This window comes from Mycobacterium sp. Dal123C01, from assembly GCF_052566995.1.
Window position 1 is genome coordinate 315597 of sequence record NZ_CP199580.1, and the last position, 16181, is coordinate 331777.

A 16181-nucleotide genomic window follows, 5' to 3' on the forward strand; every position below is an offset into this window, starting at 1 on the left:
ATTTCGAATAGCTATAAGGACAGCGGTTCTTAGCCGATGGTCACCCGGCACTTACGGTCAGATCGGGTCGTAAAACCGGGCAAGGGGGGCCATGAGCACACCGATTGTGGACGCGGCCGCGAAGGTGTTCACCGACCCCACCGCCTTCACCGACGAGGCGCGATTACATGCGGCGCTGACCCACTTACGCACGCACGCGCCGGTGTCCCTGGTCGACTATCCGCCCTACCGACCGTTCTGGGCGATCACCAAGCACGCCGACATCATGGATATCGAGCGCGCCAACGACCTGTTCATCAGCGAAGCCAGGACGCTGCTTGCCCCCGCCGAGGCCGACGCTCTCGCCCGGGCCCGGCTCGATGCCGGAATGGGCATGCGCACGCTGGTCCACATGGACGACCCCGAACACCGCGTGTTTCGCACCATCGGCGCCGACTGGTTTCGACCCAAGGCGATGCGAGCGCTGAAGGTTCGCGTCAACGAGCTGGCCAAGATCCATGTCGACAAGATGATTGCCTCGGGCCCCGAATGCGACTTCGTCGAGGAGGTCGCGGTGAACTATCCGCTGTACGTGATCATGTCGCTGCTCGGTCTGCCCGAATCGGACTTTCCACGCATACTCGCGCTCACCCAGGAGCTCTTCGGCGCCAGCGACGTCGACCGTCGCCGGGGCAGCACACCCATGGAGCGGCTCGAGGTGGTGCACGATTTATTCGATTATTTCACCGCACTCACCGCTCGCCGACGCAAACAGCCAACCGAAGACCTGGCTTCAGCGATCGCCAATGCCCGAATCGACGGCGAGCTACTGTCCGACGCCGACGCCGCGTCCTACTACGTCATCGTCGCCACCGCCGGCCACGACACCACCAGCTCGACGATCGCCGGCGGTCTGCACGCGCTGATCGAAAACCCCGATCAGCGACAGCGATTGACCGACGACCTGGGACTGATGCCGCTGGCCGCCGACGAAATGATCCGCTGGGTGACCCCGGTCAAGGAATTCATGCGCACCGCCGCAGCCGACACCACTATCCGCGGAGTGGCAATCGCCAAGGGAGAATCGGTGTATCTGTCCTATGTTTCAGCCAACCGCGACGAGGAGGTGTTCGACGATCCGTTCCGCTTCGACATCGGCCGGAATCCGAACAAGCACTTGGCATTTGGCTATGGCGTTCACTTCTGCCTGGGCGCCGCCCTGGCCCGCATGGAGGTCAACGGATTCTTCGCCGAACTGTTGCCGCGGCTGAAATCCATTGAGCTCAGTGGAGAACCGGCACTGATCGCGACGACATTCGTCGGCGGGCTCAAGCACCTGCCGATTCGATACTCGCCGCGTTAGCCCTGCCCTGCGCACGCTGAACGTGCAGAAAGCCATCGACGGCCGCGAGCGCGCATTCCCGGTAATCGAAATCCGGCAACGTGGACAGACGCCCCAGCACCAGCGGACCGATCAGCAGGGCGATGGCCCGGGATCGGTCCACCTCACCCAGTTCCGCCGCCTCTGGGCAATCGAACAGGGCGTCGAACGGCGCCGCGTACTGCAAGGCGATGCGTTCGCGAAGTGTGGTGATCGCCGGGCTGTCGGCGGAACGCGTGTGATCAGGTTCTGGCAAACCTTCTAGGTCGCGGCCCAGCGCCAACCAGGACATCGCCGTCATGACAGCGGGCGCTTGGGCCACCGATTCGGCTTGAGCCAGCACCAGGGCGACAAGCCGGTCCCGCAGCGGACCTTCGTCGGGCGGCGTCGGGGAGGGTGGGATGAGGCTGTTGAATGCGGCGGCCAGCAAATCGTTTCCACTCGGGAAGTGGCGATACAGGGTGGCCCTGGCTACGTTGGCGGTACGGGTGACCGCTTCCACGGTCACCGCGCTGGGTCCCCCGGACCGCAGCAGCGCCGCGGCGGCTTCGAGCAAGCGAGCCTTCGATCGCGCTGGGCGGGGATCGGTACTTCCCTCGGTGATTGTGACTCGCCTCCTTGTTTAGAACCAAGACTATCGGTCTACCTACGAGACTATTGGTCTCAAAACTTCGTACGCCCCCGAAAGGAGGCGCATCCCATGGTCAATGTCCTGTTCCGGCCTGACCAGCGTACTAATGCGGTAAGCATCGGCGGTAGCCCTCGCGCGCGAGCCTGGACACTTGCGGTCGCCTGCATGGCTGTCGCGCTGGTCGTTGCGTCGATGACGGCACTGAACACCGCGCTCGGTGACCTCGCGGTGGCGACCTCGGCGACGCAGTCGCAGCTGAACTGGATCGTCGACGGCTACACCGTGGCCCTGGCGTGTCTGCTTCTGCCCGCCGGGGCGATCGGTGATCGTTACGGCAGGCGCGGCGCACTGCTGATCGGTTTGGTGATTTTTGCGCTCGGGTCGGCGACGCCGGCGATATTGCACAGTCCGCTGCAGATCATTGTGGGGCGCGCGGTCGCCGGTGTCGGCGCGGCCTTCGTCATGCCCGCGACGCTGTCGCTGCTGACCGTGGCCTACCCGAAAGACGATCGCATGAAGGCCGTCGGCATCTGGGCCGGCACGGCCGGTTCCGGCGGGGTCTTCGGGTTGATCGGTTCCGGCCTGCTGCTTCGCTTTTGGGATTGGCACGCGATCTTCTGGTCACTGGGTATCGCCGGGCTGGTGATCTTCGCCCTGGCGTGCACGGTCTCGCCGTCGCGCGACGACGCGGCTCCCCGCATCGATACGCTGGGTGCAGTCCTGATCGGCGCCGCCGTCGCGGTTGCGGTGGCCGCCATCCTGGAAGCTCCCAATCGGGGCTGGGACGATCCGCTGGTCTGGGGTGGAATTGGCGCGGGAGCGCTCATCGCGGCGCTGTTCGGCGTTGTCGAACTCCGGCGCAAACACCCGCTTCTCGACGTTCGGCTGTTCGCCGACCCCAACTTCGCCACCGGAGTGGCAGCGATCGTGATTCTGTTCGGCGCGACGTTCGGGTTCTTCTATATCGGCATGCAGTACGTCCAACAGATCATGGGCTATTCACCGCTGACCACGGCAATTGCGTTCGGCCCGTTCATGATCCCGTTGGGCATCTTCTCGGCGCTGTCATTTTGGTATGTGCCCAAACTCGGGCTGCGCCGTGTGCTGTTCATCGGCACCCTGCTGATGGCAGTTGGTTTCGCATGCATGTACGGACTGGACCTGCATTCGACGTATTCCCAATTCGCTTGGCCGACATTGATCCTGGCCACCGGAATCGGAATCTGCACGGCGCCGACGACTTCGGCGATCATGGGCGCGGTCCCAGACGAAAAGCAGGGAGTCGCCTCCGCGGTGAACGACACTTCGCGGGAGATGGGCGGGGCGTTGGGAATCGCCGTGGCGGGTTCGATTCTGGCCGGACGCTATTCCCACGAGCTCGCGCCGCAATTGGCGAGCTTCCCGCCGGCGGTGCGCGGCCCGGCCACCGACTCACTCGCCAAGGCCGTCGAGGTGGCCGGCCAACTCGGGCCGCAAGGAGTCAAGCTCGCCGAGCTCAGCAAGACCGCATTCCTCACGGCCATGCATGCGTCCACGATCGTGATGGCGGTGATCGTTGCCGTGATTTCGGTGCTGATCGGGCTGTGGGCTCCAGGACGAGACGGGAGACAGCTGCGCCTGGTGCGCCGGATTCTCTCCCGCCGGCGATAGCCGGCCACTCAGCGGACGAATTCCGCGGCGCGGTGCCCGAGCATCACGATGGTCGCGTGCGGTCCCCGACTGGTGATGCTGGGCAGGATGGAGCCGTCGATCACCCACAGGTTGTCGATCCCGCGCACGTGGCACCGAGGGTCGACCACCGCGTGCGGGTCACCCTCGACACCCATCGGGGCGCTGGAAACCAAGTGCTGCGAGGTCGCCCACGCGGGTGGGCCGACATATGTTGCGGCGCTGGACAGTTCGCGGACTAGTTCGGCGCCTCGCCTTAACGTCGCGACGTCCTGCGGCTCGCTGTCGTAGCGGTGCTCGATCCGCGGGGCCACGGCCGGATCCGCCGACACGAGAGATATGCGCCCTCGGGCCCGCGGCTGCATCAGCGCTACCCCGATATGCGGCCAGTCGGGATGACCCGCGGTGCCGTCACCGGTCATCGCGACGAAGCCGCCCGTGTACGGTCTGATCTCCATATCGTCGGCGTTAAGCACCACCTCCAGCACGGGCCGGCCGCTGGCCACCGTCCAATCGGTGGGCAACACCCACTCGGGGTGATCGCTGCAGGACATCCCCACCGGGAGCGACGCCACCACCGGCACGCCGGCCGCGCGCAGCATCGCCTCATCGCCGATGCCGGAAAGCATCAACAAGTGTGCCGATTGAATAGCACCGGCGCACAGTACAATTCGGTCAGCAGTAAGACTCTGCGGGCCGTGTGGCCCCACTGCGTCGACACCTACGGCGGCGGTACCACTGAACCGCAACTGCGCCGCACGCGTCTGCGCCAGCAATGTCAGGTTTGATCGCCCCAGGGCGGGAAGCAGGTATCCCGCGCCCGATCCGATCCTGATGCCGTCGACGATGTTGAGCGGAACAGCACCGACGCCCGCCACCAGCTCTGGCCCGCAATCATTGAGGTCGGCGATCCAGGAAAACCCGGCGCCCTGCGCCGCCGCGATGAAACGTTCAGTGGTGCCGGTCATTTCGTGCGTCCGGCGAACCAGGATCGGACCGTCATCGCCATGGGCGGGACCAGTGAAATCCAGGTCGGTTTCAATGGCGCGGAAATGGTCGATGACGTCGGACCACGCCCAGCCCGGTATCGGGGCCCGATCGAAATCGCGTGGCAATCCGCGGCAGAAATATCCGCCATTGATTGCCCCCGAACCCCCGACCGTCGCCCCACGCACGATCGACAGTTCGCGAACGGGCTCATCGGTGAGCCGGGTCTGATAGCGCTGCACCAGCGGGCTGCCGGCCCCGATCGGCAGCTGCAGTCCATTGGTGGTTTGGGCGAGCAACCCCGGATCGGCGAGCGCGGGCCCGGCTTCCAGGACGGTCACGGCGCAGCTGGGATCGGCGGAAAGACGTTCGGCAACAACCGATCCAGCACTTCCGGCGCCGACGATCAGCACATCGCAGTGCGTGGTGGTCACGGCGGCGGCTAGCTCCGGATCTGCGGCTTGAGGGCGCGCAGGTTGCGCTCGCGCACCACGCCCCACCACAGCCCGAGGCCGTAAGCCAAGTCGTCAATACGCTTGAGCAACAGATAGGTCAGCAGCCCGATCGGCTCGGCCTCGTCGCCGGTGGCGTCGCGGCGTCGGAGCCAATCCACCACGCCGTCCATCACCGCCGCGACCACCACCACGTGCCTGCAGTGGCGCGACACGATCGCCGCGAGCAAGGCCACCGGCCAATAGTGCCGACAGATGGCCGATGCCAGCTGCAGCGCCGCCGACCACAGTCCGCGCGCCGCGATCACCAGAACGTCGGCAAAGGAGGTCTGCGCGCCGCGCATGGCTTTGGCGATGCGCCGACCGGTGAACACGGCGATCAAGATCGACGCCAACTGGGAAAGGCTCGTCCCGAGTGCCATCAGTATCCAGGCCATCAGCGCCCACCCCGAGATCACCACCGGAGCCGTCTTGTCGGGGTGGCGCACCGACAGCGGAGCCGCAGATCCGCCGTAGAATGCCTTGCGCGCGAGCCAATCCCGTAATTGTGTGCGGTGATCGTGCGCGACCAGTGCGATCGGCTCGTAGCGTAACCGCGCGCCCGCCTCGATCAGCCGCCAGCACAGGTCGACGTCCTCGCCGGACGGCATGGTCTCGTCGAACCCGCCGACGTCGCAGATGGCCGAGCGGCGGCAGATGATCGCGGCGCTGGGCACGTAGGACACCGTGCTGTGGGGTATCACGGGCGCCTCACGCTGCCCGAGGTCGAGGGAGGAGTGCACCGCCTCATAGCGCGCCACCACGTTCTCGCTGTGCGCCAGACCCACGATGCGCGGGGCCACCAGTGCCACGGTGGGGTCGCAGAAATGACCGAGGAGGGCTTCCAGCCAGCCTCGGCGCGGCGAGACATCGGAGTCCAGGAACGCCACGAAGTCGGTGGTGGACGCCGCCAGCCCGGTATTGCGCGCTGCCGCCGGCCCCTTGCTGCGGGGGTGGTACAACACCTCGATATCGCAGTGGGTGCCGACGAAGTCTTCCGCCTCGATGGGCGACAACGAACCGTCGTCCACCACGATCACGCGCAGGCCGCGCAACGAGTTCAACAAGCGTCGCACCCCAGAAACGTTGTCCCGCACCGGGATTACCACCGTGACATCACGATGCGAAGGCCCGCCGGCTGGGCGCGGATGTGCGACGGTGGCGTCCAGCAGGGTGCGGGCCAGCTGGGCACTGAGGTCGTCGCGAACCTTCAGCCGGCCGTCCGAGAGCATGTCTTGGGCGGCGGGGCCCAGCTTGAGCAGTCGGGTCGGTGAGCCGCCGAGCAGGGCCGAGCCGTCGCCGAGCACCCGCACGCGGCGATCGACCTGGACGGCGAACCCGTCCGGCAACCGAGGCTGACTCATGTCAGCATCCCGTCGGGGCCGGGTGACCAACGCGCGATCCGGCGCACACACCCGTCGATCATCTCGGAGAAGATGCGCTTGCCCTCGGCCGCGGTCGCTGTGGTCGGGTCCCCCAAGACGCCCACCGAGCTGACCGCCGCGACTCCACCACTGCGCATCGTCGGGAGCAACTCGGGCAACGGCGCCCGGTTCCCGGCCAGCCATCGGTCGGTCAGCACATCGGACGGCGAGATATGCAGCAACAGCGATGTTTCGGTATGGCCGGCGTGGGCGTCGCCGCCCGCGGTGGCGCAGGGGCACCAGCCGATGTCGCGACCTTCGGCGCGAAGGGTGCTCACCGCGCGGTGCAACGCTTCCGTGTTGCCGCCGTGGCCGTTGACGAAGACCAGGCGCTGCGCCCAGCAGGCGGCCGACCTGCCGTACTCGACCAGCAGCATCGTCAAGGCTTCGGTGCCGATGGAGATGGTTCCGGGGAAACTCTGGTGCTCACCGCTGGCGCCGTAGGCGATGGCCGGCGCCACCAACCACGCCTGCTCAAGGCGTGCCCCGGCCCCCCGGGCGACTGCGGCCGCGATCCTGGTGTCGGTGTCCAACGGCAGGTGCGGACCATGTTGCTCAGTCGACCCCAGCGGGACCATGATCGACGGCGAAGTGCTTAATAGCTCGCTCGACGTCGCAGCTCCGAATTCGCCGAGTACGGGCACTCGGTGATGGTAGGACGAATTCACCTGGCGTGCACCAATTGTTGTGCGTTCACAGTTATTTTTTTTCTGGGCTGTTCATCGAGGCGCCGAAATTCGGCTCGTCCGTCACGGTTGCCCCGCGCGTATCACAATTTTCGCACACGTCGATTTTCGCTGGCAATAGCACATCGCGCCATTTGGGTGGCACTGCGGCGACAACCGTGACGACCCTCCAGCTCAATATCAGGGAAACCCGGCCGACTTACCCGCTATTCCTGGGGCGCCGCCGAGATCGTTGGGTTACGCCCGCCCGACCGGGGGGACGCCCAACGCCCGGGTGAAGCCGTCCGGCACCAGAATGTCGTCCGGACTCAGGTCGTGGACCGAGGCGTGCCCCAGCCCCATGAGCGCCGAGTCGATACCCCCGCGCAGGATGTCGAGCACGTTCTCGACGCCGGCTTGACCATTCGCGGCGAGGCCCCAGAGATAGGCACGGCCGATCATCACCGCCCGCGCTCCCAACGCCACCGCCTTCACGACGTCGCTCCCCCGCCGGATACCGCCGTCCAGCAACACCTCGATCTGGTCGCCCACCGCCGCCGCGACCGCGGGCAGCGCGCGGATTGTCGCGGGTGTCCCGTCCAGGTTGTTACCGCCGTGGTTCGACACAGATATCGCCGAAACACCGGCATCCACAGCTCTTTTCGCATCATCGACGCGCATGACACCCTTGAGCATGAACTGCCCGCCCCACAACTCACGCAGCCAGGCGATGTCTTCCCAGGTCGGCGGAGGGGTGCCCATCCACTCGCCGTACGCAGCGAAGAAGGGCGGGCCCACCTCGCCGCGGCGGCCCTGGTTCGGCACCCGCAGGTCCGGTGGCCGCAAGGTCTTGCCGAATTTCCACAACCACCGGGGCTTGAAGGCCGCCTCCGGGGACAACCGCAGGATGGTCCGCAGGTTCATCGCTTCGGGGATCTTGGGGCTGCCCCAGTCGCGTCCGTGCGAGAAAGACCAGTCGGTCGTGACGATCAAACCGACCGCGCCGGCCTGACGCGCCCGCTCCACCCGCTCGGCGATCGCGTCGCGCCCGCCCAGCCAGTACAGCTGGAAGAACAGCTTGGGGTTTGCGGCGATGACTTCCTCGATCGGCTTGCTGGCGAACGAGGACAGGCCCATCGCCGTTCCCCGTGCCGCAGCGGCCCGCGCGACGGCGACCTCACCATCGGGATCGACCGCTTGGACCCCGGTCGGCGAAATCACCACCGGCATGGAGATATCTTGTCCCATAACGGTAGTCGACAAATCGCGCTTTTCCTGCGCGCCTATGACATGAGGCGCGAAGCCAAGCTCGCCGAAAGCATCGGTGTTGTCGGAGACCGTGATTCCCTTTTCACTGGCCGCAACCAGCGCTGCGTAAACGGATTTCGGCAAGCGGCGCTTCGCGCGCTGCTGGGCGATGGCAACCGTTTCAAACCATTCGTCAGCCACCGCTAGACCGGACTTTCGTTGCACAGCCGCGCCGGTGGTTGCTGCGGCGGCCGCAGGGTCAGGGTCAGCGGCACCGGCTGGCGCACCCGTTGTCCACGCGAGTGGTCGGCGCGCGGGCGCGGGGTCTCCCGATCGCCGGCCAGTGCCGACGCACTGTGGCCCTGGACGCATTCCGGATCCGGCCCGTCCATCGGCAGGCCGGTGAAGAATTTGGCGGCCATGCAACCGCCGCGGCAGCTGTCGTAGTGCCCGCAACTGCCACAGGCGCCCGCCGACTGCGGCTCGCGCAGCTCGCGGAACAGTGGGGCATTCTTCCAGACATTGTCAAAACCACTGTCAGACAACACGTTTCCGGCCAAGAAGCGGTCGTGGATGGCGAACGGACAGGCGTATACGTCGCCCACCGGGTCGATCAAGCACACCACCCGGCCGGCGCCGCACATGTTCAGGCCGGCCAGGGCGCCCGAGGAGCCGAGCGGCGCCAGATGGAAGAAGGAATCGCCGGTGAGCACCCCGTCCCCCTTGGCGACCAGCCATTCGTAGAGCTGCACCTGCTGAGCCGCGGTGGGGTGCAGATCTTCCCAGACGTCGGCGCCACGTCCCGAGGGCCGTAGCCGGGTGATCCGCAGCGTGGCACCGTAATGGCTTGCCAGAGCGGCGAATTCGTCGAGCTGGTCGACGTTGTGCCGGGTGACCACGACGGAGATCTTGGCGTCGGAGAAGCCGGCCGCGGCCAGGTTTTCCAGCGCGCGTACCGCCATGGCGAATGATCCGGGCCCGCGGACGGCGTCGTTGACCTCGGCGGTGGCGCCGTCCAGCGAGATCTGGACATCCACGTAGTCGCTGGCCGCCAGTCGCGCGGCGACCTCCGGCGTGATGCGGACCCCGTTGGTCGAGAACTTCACACCAACGTGGTGCGCGGTCGCGTAGTCGACTAGCTCCCAAAAGTCCGGGCGCACAGTGGGTTCCCCGCCACCGATATTGACGTAGAACACCTGCATGCGTTCCAGCTCATCGATGATGTCCATGCACTGGCGGGTGGACAGCTCTCGTGGGTCGCGCTTGCCCGACGAGGAAAGGCAGTGCACGCAGGCCAGGTTGCAGGCGTAGGTGAGCTCCCACGTCAGGCAGATGGGCGCATCCAAGCCGTGCTCGAATTGCTCGATCAGCCGGGGTACAGCGGCTGTTGTCATTGATGGTCCTCCTGGGGCACCAGCATCTGGGAATCGACCAGCACGCCCAACGCGTGCAGGTAAGGCCCCTGCTCGGAGTCGTCGACCTCCGCGGCACGCAAGGCCGACCGGACATCGGGATGGTCATCCAGCGACCGCACCACCGCCAGGATGGTGCGGTTCTTCAGAAAAGACAGCTTGCGGGTGCCGAAGTGATAGAGCAGTGCGCCAAACGGTTCCGGTCGAACCGCGACCTGCGGGTGCAATCGCCAACCGCGATCAGGGTCGAACCGGCTTCCCGCCTGTCCAGCCCTCGCGGGCGCGGACACGGTCAGTAAACCCCGCACATTCCGTCGATGGACACTTCTTCAACCAACGTCTCGGTGACGAGCTCGGTGTCGGTTTCGGTCTCGCGGTCCATATGAATTACCTCTCTTACGGTCTCGACAACGATGGTCGATCTTGCCAGAATCGTCAGAATATGGCATCGAGTGCCGAAACGGAAGGGCGGGTCTGATGCTTGCGCAGTCGCGGGTGGGCCGGCGCCGCTCAACGACGCCGCACGACATCACCGACGTCGCCATCGAGTTGTTCGCCGCGCGGGGATTCGACGAGGTGAGCGTCGACGATGTCGCGCAGGCAGCCGGAATCTCGCGCCGCACACTGTTCCGCTACTACGCGTCCAAGAACGCCATCCTCTGGGGCGAGTTCGACACCCACCTCGGGCACCTGCGGGCACTGCTCGACACCGTCGGCCCGCGGGTTCCGGTTGGTGAGGCGCTGCGGGCGGCACTGTTGGCGTTCAACACCTTTGACGACTCCGAGACCGTCCGCCACCGCGAGCGAATGCGGGTCATCCTGCAGACCGCGGAACTGCAGGCATATTCGATGACGATGTATGCCGGCTGGCGTGAGGTGATCGCGGAGTTCGTCGCCCGGCGGTCCGGCGCCAAGACGACCGACCTGCTGCCCCAGACCGTCGCATGGACGCTGCTCGGGGTCGCGCTCTCGGCCTACGAACATTGGCTGGGTGACGCGTCCGTCCCGTTGCCGGTGGCACTCGGCAACGCCTTCGACGTCGTCGGCACCGGGCTGGACAGGCTGAAACCATGAACTCCACCGACGAGCACCTGCTGCACACCCTGCGGTCGCAGGGACGGTTCTGCGGCGCGTCGGGCTCCACGATGTACGACGAGCTCTTCGAGCTGGTGGCCCGCGACGTGGAAGCCGGCGGCGTCTTCGCGGCGATCCTGTCCGGCCACGAAGACGACCCGTCGCGCGACGCGGTGCCGCTGCGGCTGCTGGGTGGCTTGCACCGGTTGGTGCTCGACGGCCGGGCACCGGCATTGCGCCGCTGGTATCCGAGCACTGGGGGCACTTGGGACGCCGACAGCGCGTGGCCCGAGATCAGGATCGTCGCGGCCGACCATGCCGACTCGTTGCGCGCGGCACTCGGCCAGCCACCGCAGACCAACGAGGTGGGTCGATCCGCCGCGCTGATCGGTGCCTTGCTGCGCATCAATCACGAAACCGCCTTCCCGATACGGCTTTTCGAGATCGGCTCCAGCGCCGGGCTGAACCTGCGGGCCGACCAGTACCACTACCGCTATGGCGGCGGCCACTGGGGACCGATCGACTCGCCGGTGATCATCGACGACGCGTGGCATGGTCGGTTGCCGCCGAGCGCTTCGCTGCAGATCGTCGAACGGCAGGGGTACGACATCGCGCCCATTGACGTCACGGGCGTCAGCGGCAGCGACGGGGAAATGACCGCGTTGAGCTACGTCTGGCCCGACCAGGCCGCCCGGCTGCAGCGGTTGCGCGGCGCCATCGCAGTCGCCCGGAAGATGCCGGCGCAGCTGGTGCGACGGACCGCCGCCGACGCGGTCGCCGGCCTGACTCTGGCCCACGGCGCATTGACCGTGCTGTGGCATTCGATCACCTGGCAGTACTTGTCCGAGGACGAACGCGCCGCCGTGCGCGACGGAGTCGATGCGCTGGGCGCACAGGCCGATGCCCGGTCACCGTTCGCCCACCTCACGATGGAGCCGGCACGCGAGGGGCCGGGCCATGCGCTCACGTTCTTGGTACGCGCTCGTCGGTGGCCGGGCGGCGACCCGCTGGTTCTGGGTGAATGCCACGCACACGGCCCACCTGTGAACTGGCAATAAGCGGATTCGCCGAAATTTTTCGTGCACAACCCGTCGGAGTTGGCGTCGCCACGGCGACGATAAGGGTGTGAGCGCCGAAGCCGACCACCAATCCGGTGCTCGACGCGCGCTTTTGGCGCTCTACGACGAGGCGTTACCGGTGGTTTACGGGTACTTCGTCCGGCGCTGCGGCGATCGTGGCGCGGCGGAGGACCTGACCTCGGAGACCTTCCTCGCCGCGATGGACGCCGCACGTAAGGTCGAGCCACCGCCGATCTCGATACCGTGGCTGCTCGGGGTGGCGCGACACAAGCTGGCCGACCATTATCGGCGCGGTCAAGACCGGCTCTCCGTGCCGGTGGCCGAACCGCCGGAACCCGTCAAGACGACCGACGACTGGGACGCCGAGCTGGATCGCATGGTCGCCGAAGCCGTGCTGGCCCGGCTGGCCGAGCCGCACCGCACGGTGTTGGTGCTGCGTTATATGGACGACTGCAGCGTCGGTGAATGCGCCGAGCTGATCGGGCGCACGGTGCATGCCACCGAAGCACTACTGGTCCGGGCGCGGCGAGCGTTCAAAAAGCAATATCCGGAAGGAGGCATGTGATGAATCAGCGAGACCACTCGGATCCTCCGCAAGACCCGCTGGACGTGCTGCACACCGATGACCTTCCGGTTCAACCTGATCCGGCTTTTGCCGCGCGGCTACGCCGGCAACTGGAATCCGCACTTTTCCTACCGGAAGGAGTTGTCATGAGCGGCACCACCAGCGCCATCGCCGAACTGGCCGAACCCGTTCCGCCGCGCACACCGCGGCCAGCGGCACTGCCCTACCTGAGCGTGGCAAACGCTCGCGCCGCCATCGACTGGTACGTCGACGCGTTCGGCGCCGTGGTAGTCGGTGACCCAATCGTCATGGACGACGGTCGAATTGGGCATGCCGAAATCGCAATCGATGGTGGGGCGCTGTATCTGGCCGACGAATATCCAGAACTCGGCCTGAAAGCGCCCACACCGAAAGCCGTTTCGGTCAGCCTGATGTTGCATGTCGCTGACACCGATGCGGCCCTGCAACAGGCACGTGAACACGGAGCGACCGTCGAGCGGGAGATCTACGAAAACTACGAAACGCGTAACGCGACCCTCATCGACCCGTTCGGTCACCGCTGGATGCTGTCCGGGCCGACGGCTGCGCCCATTGCCGGAATTCAGCATGGTGACATCGGATACGTCTCGCTGTGGACTCCGGACGCACCCCGGGCGGCCGCCTTCTACGGACATGTCCTGGGCTGGACATACGATCCCGCGTCGCATCAAGTGACGAATACCGACCTGCCGACCGGAATCTTCGCCACCGCTGAACCCGCCACCTTGTTCTGCTGCTACGCCGTGGAGGACGTGCGGGCGGCTCGCATCGCGATTTCCGCCGCGGGCGGTGTCCCGGGCGAAATCCGGCAGACCGACCACGGCGACCTGCTCGACGCCACCGACCCACAGGGCGCGGCATTCGCCGTTTACCAGCCCACGGCTGGCCGAAATCGCCTGGCACTCAACGGCTCCGGGCCCGGTGAGCTGTCCTACGTCACCTACCAGGTGCCCGATTCGGCCGGGTTCCGCGATTTCTATGGCCGGTTGCTGCGGTGGACCTTCGAGCCCGGCCGGGTGAGCGACGGCTGGCAGGTGGTGGGCACGCATCCGATGGCCGGCGCCGCCGGCGGCAACGAGCGTCCCACCACCGTGCCGATGTGGACGGTGGCCGATATCGACGTGGCGGTCACGCGGGTCCGCGAAGCCGGGGGCACCGTGCTGGCCGAACCGGCCCGCCAACCCTATGGCGTGACCGCCGAGTGCACCGACGATCAGGGCACGCGGTTCTACCTAGGCGAATTCTGAGGCCACGCCCCGGGGTTGTCAGGTCGCGACCACCCAAGGCATCGCCCGCGAACTCGCGACGGTCGTCCAAACCGCTTGCGCGCCCGGCATTCTGCAGGCGGCAACCGCGACCTGATATCTAGTTCAACGCCTCGGGGTTGGCGATCCGAATCGGCGTCCCGTCCAGCCAGGCCACCACGGCTTCGATGCTGTCCGAGTAGAAGGCGGCCAGCATTTCGCGGGTGACGTACCCCAGGTGCGGAGACAACGTCACATTCGGCAGGCGTCGCAACGGATGGTCAGGCGCAGGCGGTTCGACGTCGAAGACGTCAAGTCCGGCTCCGGCGATACGCCCGGTCTGCAGCGCCGCGATCAGCGCCGCTTCGTCGACGATCGGACCCCTGGACGTGTTGATCAAGTACGCGTGCGGCCTCATCAGGGCCAACTCGGGTTCGCCGACCAACCCTCGCGTCCGCTCAGAGAGCACCAAGTGGATGGACACCACATCGGAGGATTCGAACAAGGCCGCTTTCTCGACCCGGCGCGCGCCGGACGCCGCCGCGGTCTCCTCGGTCAGATTTTGGCTCCACGCAATGACTTCCATGCCAAACACTTTCGCGTATTCGGCCATCCGCTTGCCGGTCCTGCCCAGACCGAGAAGCCCGAGCGTCTTGCCAGAAAGCGTCACACCGACGCTGGTCTGCCACCCACCATCGCGCATACGCCGATGCTCGTCGGCCAGGTTGCGCACCGTCGCGATCATCAAGCCCCAGGCGAGTTCGGGCGTGCCGTCGCGGACGGCGGCGAATCGGGGGTTGGCGAAGTCGGAATGGGCAACCAGGACGCCGGATTCGCTGGCCGCGGCCATGTCCAGGTTCGGCAGGCTTCTGCCCACTATCGTGATCAGCTTCAGGTTCGGCAACCGCTCGATCAGCGTGCGCGGCAGCGCCATACGTTCGCGTACCGTACAGAGCACGTCGAACGGGCGCAGGATCTCTGCCGCCTCCGTTTCGGAGAGATGCCGGTCGAAAACGCTGATCTCGGATCGGCTTTGCACTGGCGACCAGTCGGCGAGCTCGAGGGCCATACCGGCGTAGTCATCGAGTATCGCCACGCGGGGCATGCGGCGTCAGCCCAGCATCTCGGAAATGGGTGTTGCGGCAGCGATTTTCCCGCGGGCCTTCATCACCTTGCCCGGCATGCCGCCGCCGACCACGCCCACCACCACCCCGTCGCGCTCGTAGTAGGCCAGGAACTTGCGTCCGTCATCCTCGACCAGGTGCACGATGTCGGTGGCCTCCGGCTCCCCCAAACACTGGATCTTGACATCGTATTGGTCGCTCCAGAAGTACGGCACGACCGTGACCGACGGCACCTCTTGGCCCAGCAGCGCAGGCACCACCACCCGGGCCTGATCGGCCACGTTGCTCCAATGTTCCACGCGGGCTTGATGTCCCGTCGCGTCACGCCAGGAGGCGACATCGCCCAACGCCCACACGTTGGGCGCGCTGGTGCGCCCGGCCTCATCGCAGATGACACCGTTGTCGACCTCGACGCCACTGCCCGCAAGCCATTCGGTGGCCGGCCGCGATCCGATACCCACGACCACCAGGTCGGCCGCCAGCTCGGTGCCATCGGTCAGCACCACCGTCTCGACCCGGGCGTCGCCGCGCACCTCGGCCACGCTGATGCCGGTGCGCACGTCGACACCCTCGTCGCGATGCAGCCGCGCCACCAGTTCGCCGATCTGTTCGCCGAGCACCGAGGCCAGCGGTGTCGGCTGCGGCTCCACCAATACGACGTCGACTCCCAGGCTGCGCAGGCTGGCCGCGACCTCGCAGCCGATGAAGCCGGCACCGACCACCACGGCGTGCTTCGCCGCCGATGCGTGTTCGCGCAGCGCCACGCTCTCGTCGTAGGACCGCAGCACGCGAATGCCCTCGAGGTCCGGGAACGCCGGGATACGCCGCGGGACCAAGCCCGTCGCGATCACCAGCTCGTCGTACCCGAGCACTGTTCCGTCGTCCAGAGTCAGGGTCTGCGCGGCGGTGTCCAGACTGGTGGCCGCCGCACCCAGGCGAAGTGTGATGTCTTTTTCGTCGTAGAACTCGCGCGGCTTGAGGGCGACGTCGTCAACTTCTTTGCGCAGCACTTCCTTGGACAACGGCGGCCGATCGTAGGGCAGATGCCCCTCATCGCTGACGATCGTGACGGGTCCGGTGTACTCCGCCCGGCGCAGTTGCTCGGCCGTGCGGGCCGCGGCCAGTCCGCCGCCGACGATCACGATCCCTTTTTCGGTCACGTGGTGTTCA

At 66.5% G+C, this 16181-nt stretch carries 16 protein-coding genes; 6 read left to right on the forward strand and 10 right to left on the reverse strand.

Translation table 11 applies throughout. The annotated features are described in order from the left end of the window. Window positions 1-91: 91 nt before the first annotated feature. Complete coding sequence (locus ACTXG5_RS01510; RefSeq protein WP_445162020.1) at window positions 92-1342, forward strand: cytochrome P450; 1251 nt, start codon at window positions 92-94, stop codon at window positions 1340-1342. Here ACTXG5_RS01510 and ACTXG5_RS01515 read toward each other — a convergent pair. Then, window positions 1308-1916, reverse strand: coding sequence for a TetR/AcrR family transcriptional regulator (locus ACTXG5_RS01515; protein ID WP_445162021.1), 609 nt, complete (start codon window positions 1914-1916; stop codon window positions 1308-1310). The genes ACTXG5_RS01510 and ACTXG5_RS01515 overlap by 35 nt on opposite strands. Before the next feature lie 240 nt (window positions 1917-2156). Here ACTXG5_RS01515 and ACTXG5_RS01520 point away from each other — a divergent pair, with 240 nt between their 5' ends. After that, entirely contained in the window at window positions 2157-3641 is a 1485-nt protein-coding gene (locus tag ACTXG5_RS01520) for an MFS transporter (protein ID WP_445162022.1), read from the forward strand. An 8-nt stretch (window positions 3642-3649) separates the two neighbouring features. Here the strand turns inward: ACTXG5_RS01520 and mftG are convergent, their stop codons facing one another. The 7 genes from mftG to mftA all read right to left on the reverse strand — a co-directional run bounded on the left by mftG (window position 3650) and on the right by mftA (window position 10268). Further along, window positions 3650-5080, reverse strand: coding sequence for a mycofactocin dehydrogenase MftG (mftG, locus tag ACTXG5_RS01525; RefSeq protein WP_445162023.1), 1431 nt, complete (start codon window positions 5078-5080; stop codon window positions 3650-3652). 8 nt (window positions 5081-5088) lie between these two features. After that, window positions 5089-6501 carry a mycofactocin biosynthesis glycosyltransferase MftF gene (gene mftF, locus ACTXG5_RS01530; protein WP_445162024.1) on the reverse strand — a complete coding sequence of 471 codons (1413 nt, stop codon included), beginning with the start codon at window positions 6499-6501 and terminating at the stop codon, window positions 5089-5091. Continuing rightward, a complete protein-coding gene (gene mftE, locus ACTXG5_RS01535) occupies window positions 6498-7229 on the reverse strand; it encodes a mycofactocin biosynthesis peptidyl-dipeptidase MftE (RefSeq protein ID WP_445162025.1) in 732 nt (243 codons plus the stop codon). The genes mftF and mftE overlap by 4 nt, the downstream gene beginning before the upstream one ends. 255 nt (window positions 7230-7484) lie before the next feature. After that, window positions 7485-8675 carry a pre-mycofactocin synthase MftD gene (gene mftD, locus ACTXG5_RS01540; protein WP_445162026.1) on the reverse strand — a complete coding sequence of 397 codons (1191 nt, stop codon included), beginning with the start codon at window positions 8673-8675 and terminating at the stop codon, window positions 7485-7487. A gap of 2 nt (window positions 8676-8677) precedes the next feature. Next, window positions 8678-9868 (reverse strand): mycofactocin radical SAM maturase, encoded by a 1191-nt coding sequence (gene mftC, locus ACTXG5_RS01545; protein WP_445162027.1) that lies wholly within the window; start codon window positions 9866-9868, stop codon window positions 8678-8680. Further along, the gene (mftB, locus tag ACTXG5_RS01550; protein WP_313863035.1) at window positions 9865-10194 is read right to left on the reverse strand and encodes a mycofactocin biosynthesis chaperone MftB; all 330 of its coding nucleotides are present in this window, start codon (window positions 10192-10194) and stop codon (window positions 9865-9867) included. The genes mftC and mftB overlap by 4 nt, the downstream gene beginning before the upstream one ends. Next, window positions 10179-10268 carry a mycofactocin precursor MftA gene (mftA, locus tag ACTXG5_RS01555; protein WP_264064801.1) on the reverse strand — a complete coding sequence of 30 codons (90 nt, stop codon included), beginning with the start codon at window positions 10266-10268 and terminating at the stop codon, window positions 10179-10181. The genes mftB and mftA overlap by 16 nt, the downstream gene beginning before the upstream one ends. A 95-nt stretch (window positions 10269-10363) precedes the next feature. On the opposite strand from mftA, the gene mftR reads away from it, so the two are divergent. From mftR to ACTXG5_RS01575, 4 genes are all read left to right on the forward strand, one after another. Beyond that, entirely contained in the window at window positions 10364-10960 is a 597-nt protein-coding gene (gene mftR / locus ACTXG5_RS01560) for a mycofactocin system transcriptional regulator (RefSeq protein ID WP_445162028.1), read from the forward strand. After that, the gene (locus ACTXG5_RS01565; RefSeq protein WP_445162029.1) at window positions 10957-12018 is read left to right on the forward strand and encodes a DUF2332 domain-containing protein; all 1062 of its coding nucleotides are present in this window, start codon (window positions 10957-10959) and stop codon (window positions 12016-12018) included. Before mftR ends, ACTXG5_RS01565 begins: the two co-directional genes overlap by 4 nt. 67 nt (window positions 12019-12085) lie before the next feature. Further along, window positions 12086-12604: an RNA polymerase sigma factor gene (locus ACTXG5_RS01570; RefSeq protein WP_445162030.1), complete on the forward strand. Its 519-nt coding sequence runs from the start codon at window positions 12086-12088 to the stop codon at window positions 12602-12604. Next, window positions 12604-13890, forward strand: a complete 1287-nt coding sequence (locus tag ACTXG5_RS01575) for a VOC family protein (protein WP_445162031.1) — start codon at window positions 12604-12606, stop codon at window positions 13888-13890. The genes ACTXG5_RS01570 and ACTXG5_RS01575 overlap by 1 nt, the downstream gene beginning before the upstream one ends. Window positions 13891-14008: 118 nt before the next feature. On the opposite strand, the gene ACTXG5_RS01580 is transcribed toward ACTXG5_RS01575, so the two are convergent. Continuing rightward, the gene (locus ACTXG5_RS01580; protein ID WP_445162032.1) at window positions 14009-14992 is read right to left on the reverse strand and encodes a D-2-hydroxyacid dehydrogenase family protein; all 984 of its coding nucleotides are present in this window, start codon (window positions 14990-14992) and stop codon (window positions 14009-14011) included. 6 nt (window positions 14993-14998) lie between these two features. After that, window positions 14999-16171, reverse strand: a complete 1173-nt coding sequence (locus ACTXG5_RS01585; protein WP_445162033.1) for an NAD(P)/FAD-dependent oxidoreductase — start codon at window positions 16169-16171, stop codon at window positions 14999-15001. Window positions 16172-16181 lie beyond the last annotated feature (10 nt).